At 39.7% G+C, this 13,373-nt stretch carries 21 protein-coding genes; 17 read left to right on the forward strand and 4 right to left on the reverse strand.

Going from position 1 to position 13,373, the window contains the following annotated elements:
- Window positions 1–57: 57 nt before the first annotated feature.
- The 4 genes from K8O68_RS18025 to K8O68_RS18040 are packed head-to-tail and all read left to right on the forward strand — an operon-like array spanning window position 58 to window position 3,192.
- Window positions 58–762, forward strand: coding sequence for an ABC transporter ATP-binding protein (locus K8O68_RS18025; RefSeq protein WP_230898165.1), 705 nt, complete (start codon window positions 58–60; stop codon window positions 760–762).
- A 10-nt stretch (window positions 763–772) separates the two neighbouring features.
- Entirely contained in the window at window positions 773–1,543 is a 771-nt protein-coding gene (locus tag K8O68_RS18030; RefSeq protein WP_230898166.1) for an ABC transporter permease, read from the forward strand.
- Between the two features lie 15 nt (window positions 1,544–1,558).
- Window positions 1,559–2,110: a hypothetical protein gene (locus K8O68_RS18035; RefSeq protein ID WP_230898167.1), complete on the forward strand. Its 552-nt coding sequence runs from the start codon at window positions 1,559–1,561 to the stop codon at window positions 2,108–2,110.
- 14 nt (window positions 2,111–2,124) lie between these two features.
- Window positions 2,125–3,192 carry an MTH1187 family thiamine-binding protein gene (locus tag K8O68_RS18040; protein WP_230898168.1) on the forward strand — a complete coding sequence of 356 codons (1,068 nt, stop codon included), beginning with the start codon at window positions 2,125–2,127 and terminating at the stop codon, window positions 3,190–3,192.
- A 51-nt stretch (window positions 3,193–3,243) separates the two neighbouring features.
- Here K8O68_RS18040 and K8O68_RS18045 read toward each other — a convergent pair whose 3' ends face one another.
- A complete protein-coding gene (locus K8O68_RS18045) occupies window positions 3,244–3,429 on the reverse strand; it encodes a DUF2759 domain-containing protein (RefSeq protein ID WP_230898169.1) in 186 nt (61 codons plus the stop codon).
- A gap of 220 nt (window positions 3,430–3,649) precedes the next feature.
- On the opposite strand from K8O68_RS18045, the gene K8O68_RS18050 reads away from it, so the two are divergent.
- The 3 genes from K8O68_RS18050 (at window position 3,650) to K8O68_RS18060 (ending at window position 5,945) form a co-directional block, all read left to right on the forward strand.
- Window positions 3,650–4,291, forward strand: a complete 642-nt coding sequence (locus K8O68_RS18050; protein WP_230898170.1) for an MBL fold metallo-hydrolase — start codon at window positions 3,650–3,652, stop codon at window positions 4,289–4,291.
- Window positions 4,292–4,366: 75 nt separating this feature from the next.
- Window positions 4,367–4,552 carry a cbb3-type cytochrome oxidase assembly protein CcoS gene (ccoS, locus tag K8O68_RS18055; RefSeq protein WP_230898171.1) on the forward strand — a complete coding sequence of 62 codons (186 nt, stop codon included), beginning with the start codon at window positions 4,367–4,369 and terminating at the stop codon, window positions 4,550–4,552.
- A gap of 253 nt (window positions 4,553–4,805) precedes the next feature.
- Window positions 4,806–5,945, forward strand: a complete 1,140-nt coding sequence (locus K8O68_RS18060; protein WP_230898172.1) for a class I SAM-dependent methyltransferase — start codon at window positions 4,806–4,808, stop codon at window positions 5,943–5,945.
- A gap of 30 nt (window positions 5,946–5,975) precedes the next feature.
- Here K8O68_RS18060 and K8O68_RS18065 read toward each other — a convergent pair whose 3' ends face one another.
- A complete protein-coding gene (locus K8O68_RS18065) occupies window positions 5,976–6,221 on the reverse strand; it encodes a DUF2626 domain-containing protein (protein ID WP_093047725.1) in 246 nt (81 codons plus the stop codon).
- A gap of 238 nt (window positions 6,222–6,459) precedes the next feature.
- Entirely contained in the window at window positions 6,460–7,173 is a 714-nt protein-coding gene (locus K8O68_RS18070) for a helix-turn-helix transcriptional regulator (protein ID WP_230898173.1), read from the reverse strand.
- A gap of 221 nt (window positions 7,174–7,394) precedes the next feature.
- Here K8O68_RS18070 and K8O68_RS18075 point away from each other — a divergent pair, with 221 nt between their 5' ends.
- From K8O68_RS18075 to comGB, 3 genes are all read left to right on the forward strand, one after another.
- Window positions 7,395–7,871 carry a YtxH domain-containing protein gene (locus tag K8O68_RS18075; RefSeq protein WP_230898174.1) on the forward strand — a complete coding sequence of 159 codons (477 nt, stop codon included), beginning with the start codon at window positions 7,395–7,397 and terminating at the stop codon, window positions 7,869–7,871.
- A 349-nt stretch (window positions 7,872–8,220) separates the two neighbouring features.
- Entirely contained in the window at window positions 8,221–9,291 is a 1,071-nt protein-coding gene (gene comGA / locus K8O68_RS18080; protein WP_230898175.1) for a competence type IV pilus ATPase ComGA, read from the forward strand.
- A 4-nt stretch (window positions 9,292–9,295) separates the two neighbouring features.
- Window positions 9,296–10,318 carry a competence type IV pilus assembly protein ComGB gene (comGB, locus tag K8O68_RS18085; protein ID WP_230898176.1) on the forward strand — a complete coding sequence of 341 codons (1,023 nt, stop codon included), beginning with the start codon at window positions 9,296–9,298 and terminating at the stop codon, window positions 10,316–10,318.
- A gap of 12 nt (window positions 10,319–10,330) precedes the next feature.
- Here comGB and K8O68_RS18090 read toward each other — a convergent pair whose 3' ends face one another.
- The gene (locus tag K8O68_RS18090; protein WP_230898177.1) at window positions 10,331–10,489 is read right to left on the reverse strand and encodes a hypothetical protein; all 159 of its coding nucleotides are present in this window, start codon (window positions 10,487–10,489) and stop codon (window positions 10,331–10,333) included.
- Between the two features lie 130 nt (window positions 10,490–10,619).
- Between K8O68_RS18090 and comGC the strand changes: the two genes are divergently transcribed.
- The 7 genes from comGC to K8O68_RS18125 are packed head-to-tail and all read left to right on the forward strand — an operon-like array spanning window position 10,620 to window position 13,287.
- The gene (gene comGC, locus K8O68_RS18095; protein WP_230898178.1) at window positions 10,620–10,937 is read left to right on the forward strand and encodes a competence type IV pilus major pilin ComGC; all 318 of its coding nucleotides are present in this window, start codon (window positions 10,620–10,622) and stop codon (window positions 10,935–10,937) included.
- Complete coding sequence (gene comGD / locus K8O68_RS18100; protein WP_230898179.1) at window positions 10,934–11,383, forward strand: competence type IV pilus minor pilin ComGD; 450 nt, start codon at window positions 10,934–10,936, stop codon at window positions 11,381–11,383. Before comGC ends, comGD begins: the two co-directional genes overlap by 4 nt.
- Complete coding sequence (locus tag K8O68_RS18105; RefSeq protein WP_230898180.1) at window positions 11,376–11,714, forward strand: type II secretion system protein; 339 nt, start codon at window positions 11,376–11,378, stop codon at window positions 11,712–11,714. Before comGD ends, K8O68_RS18105 begins: the two co-directional genes overlap by 8 nt.
- Window positions 11,677–12,165, forward strand: coding sequence for a competence type IV pilus minor pilin ComGF (locus K8O68_RS18110; RefSeq protein WP_230898181.1), 489 nt, complete (start codon window positions 11,677–11,679; stop codon window positions 12,163–12,165). Before K8O68_RS18105 ends, K8O68_RS18110 begins: the two co-directional genes overlap by 38 nt.
- Window positions 12,162–12,545 (forward strand): competence type IV pilus minor pilin ComGG, encoded by a 384-nt coding sequence (gene comGG / locus K8O68_RS21365; protein WP_230898182.1) that lies wholly within the window; start codon window positions 12,162–12,164, stop codon window positions 12,543–12,545. The genes K8O68_RS18110 and comGG overlap by 4 nt, the downstream gene beginning before the upstream one ends.
- Before the next feature lies 1 nt (window position 12,546).
- Window positions 12,547–13,047, forward strand: a complete 501-nt coding sequence (locus tag K8O68_RS18120; protein WP_230898183.1) for a shikimate kinase — start codon at window positions 12,547–12,549, stop codon at window positions 13,045–13,047.
- Between the two features lie 57 nt (window positions 13,048–13,104).
- Entirely contained in the window at window positions 13,105–13,287 is a 183-nt protein-coding gene (locus K8O68_RS18125) for a YqzE family protein (protein WP_093047352.1), read from the forward strand.
- Window positions 13,288–13,373: the final 86 nt, after the last annotated feature.

The raw sequence follows: 13,373 nt of genomic DNA on the forward strand, positions 1-13,373 counted from the left end.
TTTTCAATTCTCTCTTTATTTTATATACGATTGATTTAATGAAGGGGTGTCTAGCTTATGGGTTCTCCTATACCTGTTTTAAAAGCGTCAAACGTCCAATCGGACTTTCTGAGAAACATTGATTTTAAAGTGTCGGAAGGTGAGATCATTACTTTAATCGGTCCTTCCGGTGCAGGTAAAAGCAGCTTGCTTAAGCTATTAAACCGTCTTGCGGATCCTGAATCCGGCCAGATTTTTTTCTATAATAAAAATATAAAAGAATACAAAATTGAACAGCTTCGCAAACGGATAGGGATGGTTTTTCAGTCGTCGTCTTTGTTTGAAGGAACAGTAGAAGACAACTTAAAATTCGGGCCTTCCTTATTCAATGAATGGAAACATGAAGAGGGAGAAAAACTGTTGGAAATCGTGAAATTACCTTCTGACTTTCTGTCTAAAGACGTGAGAGAATTGTCTGGAGGGGAGCAGCAAAGAGTAGCATTCGCAAGAACCCTTGCCAACCGGCCTGAAGTCCTGCTGTTAGACGAAGTGACAAGTGCCCTTGATGTTAAAAACGTGGAAGTCATTGAACAATTTATAAAAGGTATTGTTTCCAGAGAAGTAAAAGCTGTTTTAATGGTAACTCATGATATAAAACAAGCGAAAAGGCTGGGAGACCGTACATTTTTCATGTGTAACAGGGAGATTGTGGAACAAGGTGATACAAGGCGTCTGTTGACTGACCCGCAAAGCAGACGTCTTCAAGCGTTTTTAAAGGAGTGAATAAAGTCTGATGGCACCGGAAATTTCTAACCTGTCCATGTTTTTTCTAATATTTTTTGTTCTGATTCCAGTTTCTCTCTCTTACTTATATTCGTTAGGATTAAGTGGATCCATCCTTTGGTCTTCCTTCAGAGGGATCGTTCAGCTGTTTCTTATTGGTTATATTCTTACATATTTATTTTCATTGGAGCCCCTGACTGGTATTACCATTATGCTGACTGTTATGATACTCGTCGCAGCTTTTCATGCAAGTAAAAAAGGGGCTGGCATTCCTTATGTCAGGCCCATCACCCTATGCATTATTGTTATTATTGAAATATTCGTGCTTGCGATTTGGCTCGGTTTTCAGATGATTTCATTTCAGCCTGATCAGGTTATTCCAATGAGCGGGATGGTGCTCGGCAACAGTATGGTGGCAATAGGGCTGGCATTGGAAAGAATGAAAAGTGAATTCAAAGAGGGAGAAGGTAAGATTACGGCCGCCCTTGCTCTCGGGGCTAAACCGGAACAAGCTTCTAAAATACTTGTAAGGAAAATTGTTAAAGCTTCGATGATACCAAACGTGGATGGCCTTAAGACAATTGGCCTCGTTCAATTGCCTGGAATGATGACAGGCCTTATACTTGGAGGGGTGGCGCCTATTGAGGCCATAAGGTTTCAAATTGTTATATCATTAAGCATATTCGCTTCAGTTTCTCTAAGCGCCATGTTCGTAACTATTATTTTTTACCGGTTTTTCTTTAATGAAAACCAGCAGATGATAAAGATTGAGGAAAATTAAAGGAGTTTTTTAATTATGAAAGAAAATAAGATTGTTCTATTGCTACCTTTCTCAGTTATGATAGGTTTATTTATTTTCGGTTATTTAAGCCTTGGCGGGACAGAGACAACCTCAAATGAGAATTTAAAAAACGCTGTCTCTATTCATATGGAAAAAGTGGAGGAAGACACGGTTAAAGTCGACTGGAAATGGAATGATTTTCCGGAAGACGGGCTTCATGGCAATGATTATATTGAACTTGTATTCGAGGACGGTAACAACGAAGTAATCCATTCGGAAACGACTCTTTCTCAAGGGGATGCTCATGTATATGAAGGAGAAGAGTGGTTTTTTTCAGCGGAAGGCGCAGTTGCTGTTTTTCCAAATGAAATGCAGGATAACAGAATGCTGGGACCAGCTGGAACTGTCACGTTTCAATTTTCCGAGCCTGTAACGGATGACGTTGTCGTGAGGTATTACCACACGTGGACTGAGCACGAATTGGCAGGGGACGAGACCTCTCGTCTGAAGGATCATTTCGAAGAGGAGCAGATTCAAAGCTACTGGGTATTGGAAATTGAAGGATAAGGAGGCACGCATTTATGGTAAAAGGCCTCTCCTTTCAAAAAGGCATTATATTTATTGGGAGAAAATACGCAGCTTGTTCATACAATGACAATGGAATAGAGCGGCTGTGGATAAAACCGGTTACTCCGAAAAATATGCTCTATACAGGAAAGTTAGTCTTTTTATCGATGCCTTTATGGTTTCATCTCATTTTAGGTGTTTTAGTTTTATTAATCACCCTTCCATTTATTTTTAATCTTTTTGGAAGAACGCCGGGTGTCAGCCTCCCATGGTATGTGCTTGTTTATTTTCTGTTCGGGACTCATTTCTGGTTTCCTAAAGAATTGAGGAAATACCACGGAGCCGAACACAAAGTTTTCAGTTATAAAGATAAAGTATCGGTCAGGCACCTTAAAGAGATTAAAAAGGCGAATATTACTAACCGTTATTGTTCTACAAACGTGATCATCCTTTTTTTTATACTCGCGGCTGCGCTCACATTATTATTCTTCCTGTATGGGGTGGAGTGGGGCGTCTCAGTGGAAAGGGCGACTTACGGAGCGCTGTTGATGCTCCCTTTTATGACTTACTGGCTTCACAGGACAAAAGAAACAATCGTCCATAAATGGCTCATTGCTTTGTCAGGCTATTTACAAAAACAGGTGACGACTTCTGAACCTGACGACCTGCATGTGAAGACCGCCATAAGGGCTTACCGGAAACTGGCATTAAAAGAGTTTCCGTATAAAATCAGAAAAACAAGACGAAAGAGAGAGGTGAAACATATGGCTATTGCCGATATTACTATTATGCCGCTTGGTTCAGCATCTACAAGTGTATCTGAAGTAGTGACAGAGGTGCACCGGATGTTAAAAGAAACCAAGCTGCCTGTAACTTATGAACTCACACCTATGAGTACAATTATTGAGGGTGATATTAAGGATTTATATGAATTAATGAAAGAAATCCAGGAAGTCCCCTTTAAGCTGGGCCATAAGAGGGTAGCAACAAATATACGGATCGATGACAGAAGGGACAAACCTTCTTCCATGAAAGCAAAAATGGAGACGGTAAATAAAAATTTGGAGATAAATAAAGAATAAATAAAAAAAACCTGTCCGGAGATCCGGACAGGTTTTTTTTATAAACCCGGCTTAACCGACAGTTCCGCCGCCTCCGTAAAGAATGACAGCTAATAACGTACGGATAGAAAACCAGCCAAACACAGCTACTGAAACGGCCGCAAAGCCTACTCCAAAGAAGTTTTTGCGTTTTAATTCAACATACCCGCCAAGTAAAGATAAAATTGTGACTAACAGTGTGATGATCCCCAATATCATCTCATTTACCTCCTTTAAATAAATACTGTGACAGTTTATGTAGTTTATTTTCATTTCTGCCACAGTATAACCTGATCTGCAAGCATAAGTTCATTCCTTATTTTACTTTTTTTTTTCATTTTTGTCGAGCGAATGAATGAAAAATATATTCAGTTATAACTGCCTTTGAAAATTTTACTCTTTCCATAGTACAATAAAAGCAGACAAGGAGGGGATAAATATGAAATGGAAACGATTATCTTTAGGTCCATTGCAAACAAACGGGTTTGTTATATATAACGAATCAAACAAGGCTTTAATGGTCGACCCTGGAGGGGATGATGAGAAGCTGCTGAAATGGCTGCAAAGTGAGGGGCTTTCCGTAGCGGCTGTCATTTTAACTCATGCTCATTTTGATCATATTGGAGCTGTAGAAGCAGTCAGACAAACGTTTGATTGTCCGGTGTACATACATAGGGCTGAAGCAGAATGGCTTACAAAACCGGAACTGAACGGTTCGGGTCTTTTCATGGGAATAGAGCCGATTTCCTGCCGTCCGGCTGACTTTTATTATGAAAAAGAAGGTGCCGTGGAAATAGAAGGTTTTGAGTGCGAACTGTATGAAACCCCGGGCCACTCCCCGGGAAGTGTGTCTTTTTATTTTCCGGACAATAAAGTCGTTTTTTCCGGCGATGTGCTTTTCAGGGGAGGAGTTGGGCGAACCGATCTTCCAGGAGGGGACCAGGAAACACTTATGAATACGATTCATAATGTGATGCTGAATCTGCCGGATGATACAATTGTCGCCAATGGGCATGGCCCGGAAACAACGATAGGTGAAGAAAAAGAAACAAATCCGTTTATCAACGGTTTTGGCTGGTAAGCTTCCTGTTTTTCTATGAATATTCCTAATTAAATGATTCACAATAGGAATATAAAAGGAACAGGAGGCAGGATAATGAACCATGTTCAGCTGCTCGCGTCTATGACTGTGCAAGCATGGGTATTATTAATAACTATGCTTAGCTTGTCGGGGGCTGCCATACTGATGTTTGTCTGGGGCAAACGGACCGGCCAGTTTAATAATACGGAAGACATTTCAAGAAAAATTTTAGAAATTGAAGAAGAAGAAGAGAGTTATTAAGCAGGTTTATTGCTGTTGTATCATTTCCTATTTTTGAAGAAGTGATATGACAGCAATTACTGTTTTTTGACAAAAAAATGACCTTCCATGGGGAACATAGAAGGCCGTTTGGGGAGTTAATCAAGTATCAATGAACTTTGAGGGGGGAGGGGGAACTCCCGAAGATCATTGTTCTACTGACATTTTCATTATAATTCGACATTAACACTATGTCAACAGTGTTAAAATAATTTTTTTGGGGGAGAAAAGCTGCATGAATGAGTTGATAGCTAAGCTTAAAGAGAAATCGACACCGCCTTGGAATTTTGCATTTTTTATGAATACAGCTCTTTATGATCCGGAGGCTGGTTATTATACTAACAACCGTTTAAAACTTGGAAAAGAAGGAGATTTTTATACCAGTAACCATGTTCATCCCGTCTTTGCTGAAACGTTTGCCCGTTTTTTTTCAGATGTGTTTGTTAAAGAAAAGATCCAGACCGCCATATGTGAACAAGGGGCAGGGGATGGGGCGTTCGCTTATCATACACTTTCATACTTAAATCGAGAGAAACCTCATGTATTTAAAGACCTGCGTTACTATATAATTGAATCCAGCCCCTATCACCAACGGATACTTTTAAACCGTCTGGACGAATTTAAAGAGCGTGTCGAAATCTATGCTTCTCTCGGTGATTTAAAAGAGAAAGTTACTCATTTTGACGGAATTTTCTTCAGTAATGAGCTGCTTGACGCATTTCCTGTACATATTGTTGAACAGAGTGAAGAGGGACTGAAAGAAGTTTATGTTGAACCCGTAAACAGTTCCCTTCATGAAAAGGTTTTACCGTGCAGAAACGAAGAAGTTATTAATTGGATCACCACGTTTGGGCCTGATCTTCCTCCCGGTTTTCGTACAGAAGTGAGCTTAGAAATGGAGAACTGGATTAGGGAAACAGCCGGGTGGATTGATAAAGGAATGCTGGTCACTGTGGACTATGGGTACAGGAACGAGGAATTAATACGGCCTGAAAGGAAAGAAGGGTCGATACGGGGGTACTATAAACACGAGATGGTTAACGACCCTTTAAAAAGGCCGGGAGAAATGGATCTTACCTCACATATTCCTTGGGACGCTTATGAGAAAATCGTTTCGGAGGAAGGGTTAAACTTCGTCTGCCATGAGCGGCAGGACCATTTTTTATTAAAAGCAGGATTGTTTTCTTTTTTAAAAGAGCCGTCTGAAATGAATCCTTTTTCAGAAGAATTCAAAAAAAACAGGGCGATACAGTCTTTAGTTCATCCCGGCGGCATCAGTTCATCCTTTCAGGTAAATATTTATGGAAGGAACCTGAAGGAAGCAGAAAATTACAGCTTATTCCATGAAGATCCTTATCAGATTAAAAAACCTTGACTTTTAAAAGTCAAGGTTTCAGTGAGGTCTTTAATGTCCGCCAATTTCAGGCACCATAATAAATGTGGTGTAATACGTAAACCCAACAAAAAATAACGTTAAATAAGCACCAAAAATATAGACATATACGCGCTCTGAAAGCTTTAAGTAACTGAGTGCAATAAACATTCCTGTTTGACCGAAGAATAATATTGCTGCTGCATGCATATCCCCAACCATAAACAATACAGCGAAAATCCCGGTCCAGAACCCGAGCACTCTAAACATGCGATCCACGACTTACCCCTCCTTTATATGTAGCGTAACAAAAAATATGAACGTAAGTCAGTTCACCTTATTATAAATCGAATAAGCAACTTTGTAAACAAAGAGCAGGAAAGCTCTGTCAGTAGAAATATTATATATCACCACCTAAGCCTTCGGACAAGAGCAGTTCTGGTGATAATAATAAATATTAATTTGAGGTGACAGAGCCCGTCCTGTTAATATAGAGAGGAATTCAAAGTAAATCGTATTAAGTCTGGCTGTTAAGTACGACTGTTGTATACGTACAGGCCATTTCATTTTTCTCAAACATATTGGATTGTTCCTGCAGATTCACGTCATCGAAGAAGAAACGGAAAATCCCTTTTATAAGAGCATGGTGCATATGGCAAACGCCTTGATTTGAGGGAGCAATTTCCTTAAAAGTGCAATTGAAAATACGGAAAATGACTTCGTTTTTTTCTTCATCGTAATGAATCTCCGGGTTAAGCCCCTGGTTTAAAGCGATTTTCTCAATAAATTTAATTTTTTCTGCGACTGCCATATCATCAGGGTTTTGACCGAGGGATGAGACAAAATCTTTGGCAGATTCATATCCGAACCGGTCTCCTGTCTGAACGAGGGCTTCTTTTCCTGCTTCCCCGAGGGAACTTAATGTCTGAATGGCAATTTCAGAAAGTCGCTGATAATCCCGGTAAGGGAACTGAAGACTTACGACTTCATTTGATAATCTGTAAAATCTGCTTGGTCTGCCGCCTTTTCCGGTTTTTTTTGTATCTGAAACTAACATGTCCACATCCTCAAGCTTTGACAAATGAAGGCGGGCCACGTTTGCATGAATCCTGAATGTATCAGCTATTTCCTGAACAGTCACATCCCGGTGCTGCCTGCTCACATACTGGTAAATTGAAAATCGTGTTGGATCTGATAAAACGCCGGTGATCTTTAAAGTTTGCTGTTCCATACCGATTCACTCCCAAGTTCTAGTCTATATTTATTATATTACAGCAATATGTATAAATAAATGTATTTTCAAGCTAATAATGTGACTAAACTGGTAAAATGTAATAAATACTGAGAATAAGGAAAAGGAAAAATTTTCACGTTTTATTTTTTTGAAAAGAAGGAATAAGTTTAACAGCGTAGAAAAAGTACATATTACCAAATTGAAGGAGGATGTTTTAAATGAGTAAAATGGATACAAAAGATTTTATTATAGGAGCAGTGGTAGGTTCCATTGTTGGAGCTTCAACTGCCATGTTATTTGCACCTAAGTCTGGTAAAGAACTTCGTACAGACATTAATTCAAAGGCTAATGAAGCCAGAGATAAGACAGTGGAAGTGACAACTGCTGCTAAAGAAAAAGGAACTGAATACAGCCAGTTGGCAAAAGAAAAAGGAACTGAATATAGCCAGCTTGCAAAGGATAAATCAGATGAGTGGTCTAAGCTGGCAAAAGACCAGTGGGGCAAAGTATCTGAAAGAACTGGTAAAATTACCAATAAAGCGACAGAAATGGGAGAAGATCTTGCTTCTGATGTGAAAGATCTAATGGATACTGAGAAAGCTGAAGGCGAAGAACTTGCTGAGCAGGTAGTAAAAGAAATTGAAGAAACAAAAGAAAAGCTTAGAGATGATGTTGAAGAGCTTAAAAATAAATAATCAAGAGGCTGTCTCGTAAGAGGCAGCCTTTTCTATATGTGATAAGGATCGAAGAGGTTTGGCAGTGAGAGGAAGGCCTGTGACAAAAATAGTCTAAGACATGTTAAAGATATCCGTACAGGTTTTTTGGACGCCTGCCCAGGGTTTTGTTTTCAGCTGACTTTTTCATAAGGATTGCTTCGGGATGCTGATCCCCCTTGGTGTCCTCGCTTCTTTCACCCGAAGAATTTACTTTTTATGGTTTGCGGCCCCGTGCATAATTTTAAATTTATTTTTAATATAAAGAAGGAATTTAGCTGCAAGTGTCGAATGTATGTTCTGTACGTAATTTTAATTAAGGTGGTGGTAGATGAAAATGGACGTCATAACCAAAACAAAAAAAATTGTAATGGAAGGTTTGTACTGCGGAGCGTCAGATATCCATCTTATTCCTCAGGAGAAAGGCTCTTTCGTCCGGTTTAGAGTGGACGGCAGGCTGATTGTGATGGAGCGTGTGCCGCAAATAATGATGAAAAAGCTCATTTCGCATCTGAAGTTTATTTCAGGAATGGACATTGGAGAAAGACGCAGACCGCAAAACAAAGGACTTGAAATGAAATTTGAAAGAAAAAGAGTTTTTATGAGAATTTCCACTTTTCCTTCGCCTTTATCAGAATCCCTCGTAATCAGACTTTTTCCGCAGAAGTCATCCGGAAGTCTGAATTCCCTTTCCTTATTTCCTGCCCAATCTGAACAGCTTGAAAAGCTGATGAATAATACAGCAGGGCTGATTATCGTTTGCGGCCCTACAGGAGCAGGTAAAACAACAACTCTGTATTCCCTTTTAAAACAAAGAAAAGAAGCCAGGCATGAAAATATCATTACTATTGAAGACCCTGTAGAACAGAGGGAACCTCATTTTTTACAAATGGAGATTAATGAAAAAGCTGGCATCACTTATGCGGCCGGCCTGAAAAGTTTGCTTCGCCATGATCCCGATTTAATTATGCTGGGGGAAGTGCGGGACAGTGAAACCGCTGAAATGGCTGTAAGGGCAGCTTTAACCGGCCATTTGGTTCTAACCACGTTACATAGTGCTTCTGCCCAGGGAGCTTTAAAAAGACTGAATGATTTAGGGATTTCCAAGTCTGATTTAATGGAAGTCGTTCGTGGCATCGCTGCCCAGAGGCTTATTGATCTTTTATGTCCTTATTGCGGGGAAGACTGCAGCCTGTACTGCCGAAAAAGAAGAGCCCGGCGAAGAGTTGCGATATTTGAAATTTTGAAAGAGGAGGAGCTGAAGAAATGTATTTATAATTTGGATTTACCCATCGGGAGCCAGTATCCTGCTTATTCTCTGAACAGAGGTTTAAAGAAGGCTGCAGCTTTAGGCTATATCCCTTTTAAAGAAATAGAACGTTTTGGAAAGGGAGGCTGGTAATAGGATGAAGCGTTTATTCAGACATGACGGGTCACGCAGTGATTTTTTGCATCAGCTGGCCTCTTTGCTGGAAGAAGGGTATACATTGTCGGAAGCTGTACAAATGTATATGGGCTTCACTGAGGGTCATAAGAAGAAATGGGTAAGTGAAATATTCGAAGAGCTAAATGCAGGTAATCCTTTTGCTGAACAGCTAACAGGAGGAGATTTCCCAAAAGAACTTGTGAGCTACTTATCGTTCAATGAAAAATACGGGGATCTTAAGCAAAGTTTACGGCAGGCTTCGGATATTCTGAAAAAGCGTTACGAGTTGAAAGTAAAGCTGAGGAAAATAATTCATTACCCTTTATTTTTACTTATGGGTTTGATTATTATGGGTTCCGTTATGATCGAAGGTGTGCTGCCGCAGTTTAACCAGTTTTTCAAGGCGATGGGGCAGGATTTGCCGTGGATCACAAGAATGATGCTCGGATTTTCCCAGTGGCTGAGGCTTCCTGTTTTACTGGCTGTCTTTGCGGGTGCTCTTTTCTTTTTATTATGGTTTAAGCGAAAACCTGTGTTCGAGCAGGTTAACTTATTACTTAGATTTCCATATATTAATGTTTACCTCCGCTACCTTCTCACCTATTATTTCACTTCACAAGTAGCCCCTTTACTTAAAAATGGCTTCTCCTTATATGATACGCTGCAAGCTGTGGAAGAAGATTCCCTGCTTTTATTTTTTCAGACTGACGCTGCCGGTTTAAAAGAAGGCTTAAGGGCAGGAAATGACTTGTCAGAATTATTAAGGGAGAGAAAACACTATTTGCCGCAATTAGCTTCAGTTATTGCATTAGGAGAATCAAAAGGAAAATTAGGAGAGGAGCTTGATCGTTTTTCTGTGTATTTGTTTCAGCGCATGTATGAAAGCATCTACCGGATTATGAGCGCCTTTCAGCCTGCCTTTTTGTGTGTTACAGGATTTTTTATTCTAATACTGTTTCTGTCTATGATGCTGCCAGTATTTTCTATTCTTGATGCCTGGTGAATAAAGACAGACTTACCTTTCAGCCTCGTATGACTTTCCGCATGTTTCTGAAGCTTCTTTTTTACTTAGCCATATTACGAGTTCACGTTCTTTGTTATCTAAAAGCCGTCCCAGTTCTATTGTCAATTTTCTCATTCTGGACTTTGTGGTTTGGCTGTCTGATGATATCAAAAAATTACCCCCCTGCATAAATTCTCTCTGTATATTAAAAACTTCATTACCATTATAAAGGAAAATTGCACCCAATAACAGGAAATTTGGAGGGGAAGAATTCTGGAAGCTATTAAAGGAGGATAAAAATATGAATAAATTAAAAAAGCTATTAAAGGGAAAATCCGGGTTCACACTAATTGAGATGATGATCGTACTCGTCATTATATCGATACTGCTGTTAATTGTAGTGCCTAACTTAACTAAAAATCAGGAAGTCGCTTCAGACAAAGGATGCGAAGCAACTATTGAAATGATAAAGACTCAGGTTATCGCATATCAGGTAGAGCATAATAAACTCCCTGCTACCATAGATGATCTGAAAGGCGAATATGTAGAATCCACTGTATGTCCAGATGGGACGGCATTGCGTCTGTCTGGTGATAAAGTTCTAAAGGTAACGCCGTGAGTGTCAATGAGGAGGCTGAAAGGTCTTCTAAAGGTTATTCATATATTGAATTGATGATTACTTTGCTTGTTTTATCAATTGTTCTTATGATAAGCATACCTTCCTTTCAGACCTCTGCAGAAAAAATGGAATACAGGCATTTTCTGAAAGATTTGGAACAGGACCTTTACTATTATCAGATGTATGCGATCTCTAACGGCAGAAGCGTAAGAGTGATATTTTCGGCCAGCAAGCCTTCTTATGTTGTTTTGGAAGGTGTTAAGGTGATCCATGAAAGAGAAGGCCCGCAAGGAGTCGAGTTTGTTCCGGGTACATTGGCTTTAAACGAATTAAGATTTCTTCCATCCGGAGGTGTACAGAAATCCGGTACTATCAGAATTTCGCATGGAGAGGAACGATGCTGGCTTGTTTTTCACTTTTTAAGGGGGCGGTTTTATTTTGACTAATTCAGAAAAAGGCTTCTTCCTTTATGAAACTGTATTATCGTTACTTGTTTTATCAATTATTATGACTGCCATGTTTCCTGTAATTATACAGGTTCAAACTGAAAGGATGATGATAAGGGAGCAGAGAGAAGCTGTTATGCTCGTCCGGAAGGAGATGCTTAAGCAGTATGAAGATCCTCAGTCTGATTTTCCTGAAAAGCTGGAAGGAGAGGAGCAAATATATCCTCTTACAGTAAATAACAAAGGGGCACATGTGCTGGAATATTGCCTTAACTGGGAAGGGAGGAATTCCCGTGCTCAAACATACTGTCTCTCGTTATATCTGCCGTAATGAGCAAGGGGTCACTCTTCTTGAACTAATGATTGGCATCGTTATCTTCCTTTATATGACATCTGTGTTTTCATTTATGTTCCATTACTGGACAGCAGCAGGCGGTAAATACAATGATTTTTCCTATGAAGAGTTATTGCTTTTTGTAAACCATTTGCAAACGGAATTCAATGGAACAGAGCTTTACTGGACTGATAAGCATAAGCTCTACCTCCTGAAGCCGGAAGATCAGTCGATTGTCCACTATGAGCACTATAATGATAAAGTCAGGCGTCAAGTAGGGGGAAGAGGGCATGAAGTTTTTCTTCAAAGGGTAGAGACATTTCATGTATATGAAAAGCCTTATGGAATTGATATTGTAGTATCAAGCAATAAACAAACTTGGGAGAAGTCGCTGATCCATCCCTCTTTCTCTATAGGCAATGGTAGAACTGAGGAGGAGAGACAGTGAATCAGCAGGGATTTACTTTATTTATTGTATTATTACTCCTTCTGTTTTTTTCCATGTTCACTATTCATCTTGTAGGATTATACAAATTTGAGAAGCAGTTTTCAGCCCTTGAATTTGAGCAATATAAGCTTGAACAGCTAATGTTGAACGGAAAAATTGAAGTCACTGATATCATTGAAAATAATTCTATCGGCAGCCGCCTGTCCGGCAGCTCTGTATATTATGAGGGGACGGTGTTCTATGAAATAGAACAACCGTCACCTGAAATGGTTTCTGTTTCTTTAAGAGCCCAAACCCATACTGCCTATGCAAAGTCAGTTACTTTCATTTATAATACAGAATCAAAGACATTCGAACAGTGGACTGAATTGGGAGGATAATATGGCTGGTAAAAATATTTATTTAATTGGATTTATGGGAGCTGGAAAAACGACAGTAGGGAAAGAACTGGCAAAAAAGACAGGCTACGTTTTTATAGACCTTGACGAGTATATTGTTGAAAAGACCGGAGAAACCATTCCGGCTATTTTTGAAAAACATGGAGAAGAAGAATTTCGCAGGTTAGAAAAGGTGTCGCTTGCTGAATTGACGGAGTCAGGATGTATTATTGCTACCGGAGGAGGGATTGTTGAAAGTCAAGAGTCGGTATCTTTGATGAAAGAAAAAGGCTTTACAGTTTATCTTGAATCCCCGTTTAATACGCTTTATGACAGAATTAAGGAAGACACTAACAGGCCGCTTACAGCCCAGGGGGCAGCCGCTTTGTCTGCACGGTTCAACCACCGTCTTCCGCTATATGAGCAGGCTGAATATACAGTACATACTGAAAAGCTGGGGGTAGACGAAATTGTCGAGATGATATGCAGACGATACGATGGTTAGTTTGTCCCGTATATGGTTATACTATTTGTTAAACAACGTTTAGCGCAGGTGATAAGAGTGAAAACAAATGATTACGTAAAATTCATGACAGAGCAGTTTGTTTCGTATGTAGATCAGCCGGCAGAAGAGAGAAAGGCAAGAAGAGAAAAAAAGAAACAATACAGGCCTCCGGTTTCGTACAGGTTATTCGGGATGATCCCATTTGCGGTTGAACTGTTCTTCAACAAAAAAAGTAACTGACTTTTCAACAAAGGGACTGCCTGAAAAATCTTATAATTAAGCCATGAGAGCTTTAAAAACAGCTGGAAAATGGCATGCAAAAAATC

This window comes from Salipaludibacillus sp. CUR1, from assembly GCF_021028955.1.
In the GTDB taxonomy this organism is placed as follows: domain Bacteria; phylum Bacillota; class Bacilli; order Bacillales; family Salisediminibacteriaceae; genus Salipaludibacillus.

Coding starts and splice junctions, on each gene's coding strand:
- K8O68_RS18035 (WP_230898167.1), top strand. CDS start 1,559: ATGAAAGAAAATAAGATTGTTCTATTGCTACCTTTCTCAGTTATGATA.
- K8O68_RS18120 (WP_230898183.1), top strand. CDS start 12,547: ATGGCTGGTAAAAATATTTATTTAATTGGATTTATGGGAGCTGGAAAA.
- K8O68_RS18025 (WP_230898165.1), top strand. CDS start 58: ATGGGTTCTCCTATACCTGTTTTAAAAGCGTCAAACGTCCAATCGGAC.
- comGC (WP_230898178.1), top strand. CDS start 10,620: ATGAATAAATTAAAAAAGCTATTAAAGGGAAAATCCGGGTTCACACTA.
- K8O68_RS18070 (WP_230898173.1), bottom strand. CDS start 7,173: ATGGAACAGCAAACTTTAAAGATCACCGGCGTTTTATCAGATCCAACA.
- comGB (WP_230898176.1), top strand. CDS start 9,296: ATGAAGCGTTTATTCAGACATGACGGGTCACGCAGTGATTTTTTGCAT.
- K8O68_RS18060 (WP_230898172.1), top strand. CDS start 4,806: ATGAATGAGTTGATAGCTAAGCTTAAAGAGAAATCGACACCGCCTTGG.
- ccoS (WP_230898171.1), top strand. CDS start 4,367: ATGAACCATGTTCAGCTGCTCGCGTCTATGACTGTGCAAGCATGGGTA.
- comGA (WP_230898175.1), top strand. CDS start 8,221: ATGAAAATGGACGTCATAACCAAAACAAAAAAAATTGTAATGGAAGGT.
- K8O68_RS18050 (WP_230898170.1), top strand. CDS start 3,650: ATGAAATGGAAACGATTATCTTTAGGTCCATTGCAAACAAACGGGTTT.
- K8O68_RS18045 (WP_230898169.1), bottom strand. CDS start 3,429: ATGATATTGGGGATCATCACACTGTTAGTCACAATTTTATCTTTACTT.
- K8O68_RS18075 (WP_230898174.1), top strand. CDS start 7,395: ATGAGTAAAATGGATACAAAAGATTTTATTATAGGAGCAGTGGTAGGT.
- K8O68_RS18030 (WP_230898166.1), top strand. CDS start 773: ATGGCACCGGAAATTTCTAACCTGTCCATGTTTTTTCTAATATTTTTT.
- K8O68_RS18040 (WP_230898168.1), top strand. CDS start 2,125: ATGGTAAAAGGCCTCTCCTTTCAAAAAGGCATTATATTTATTGGGAGA.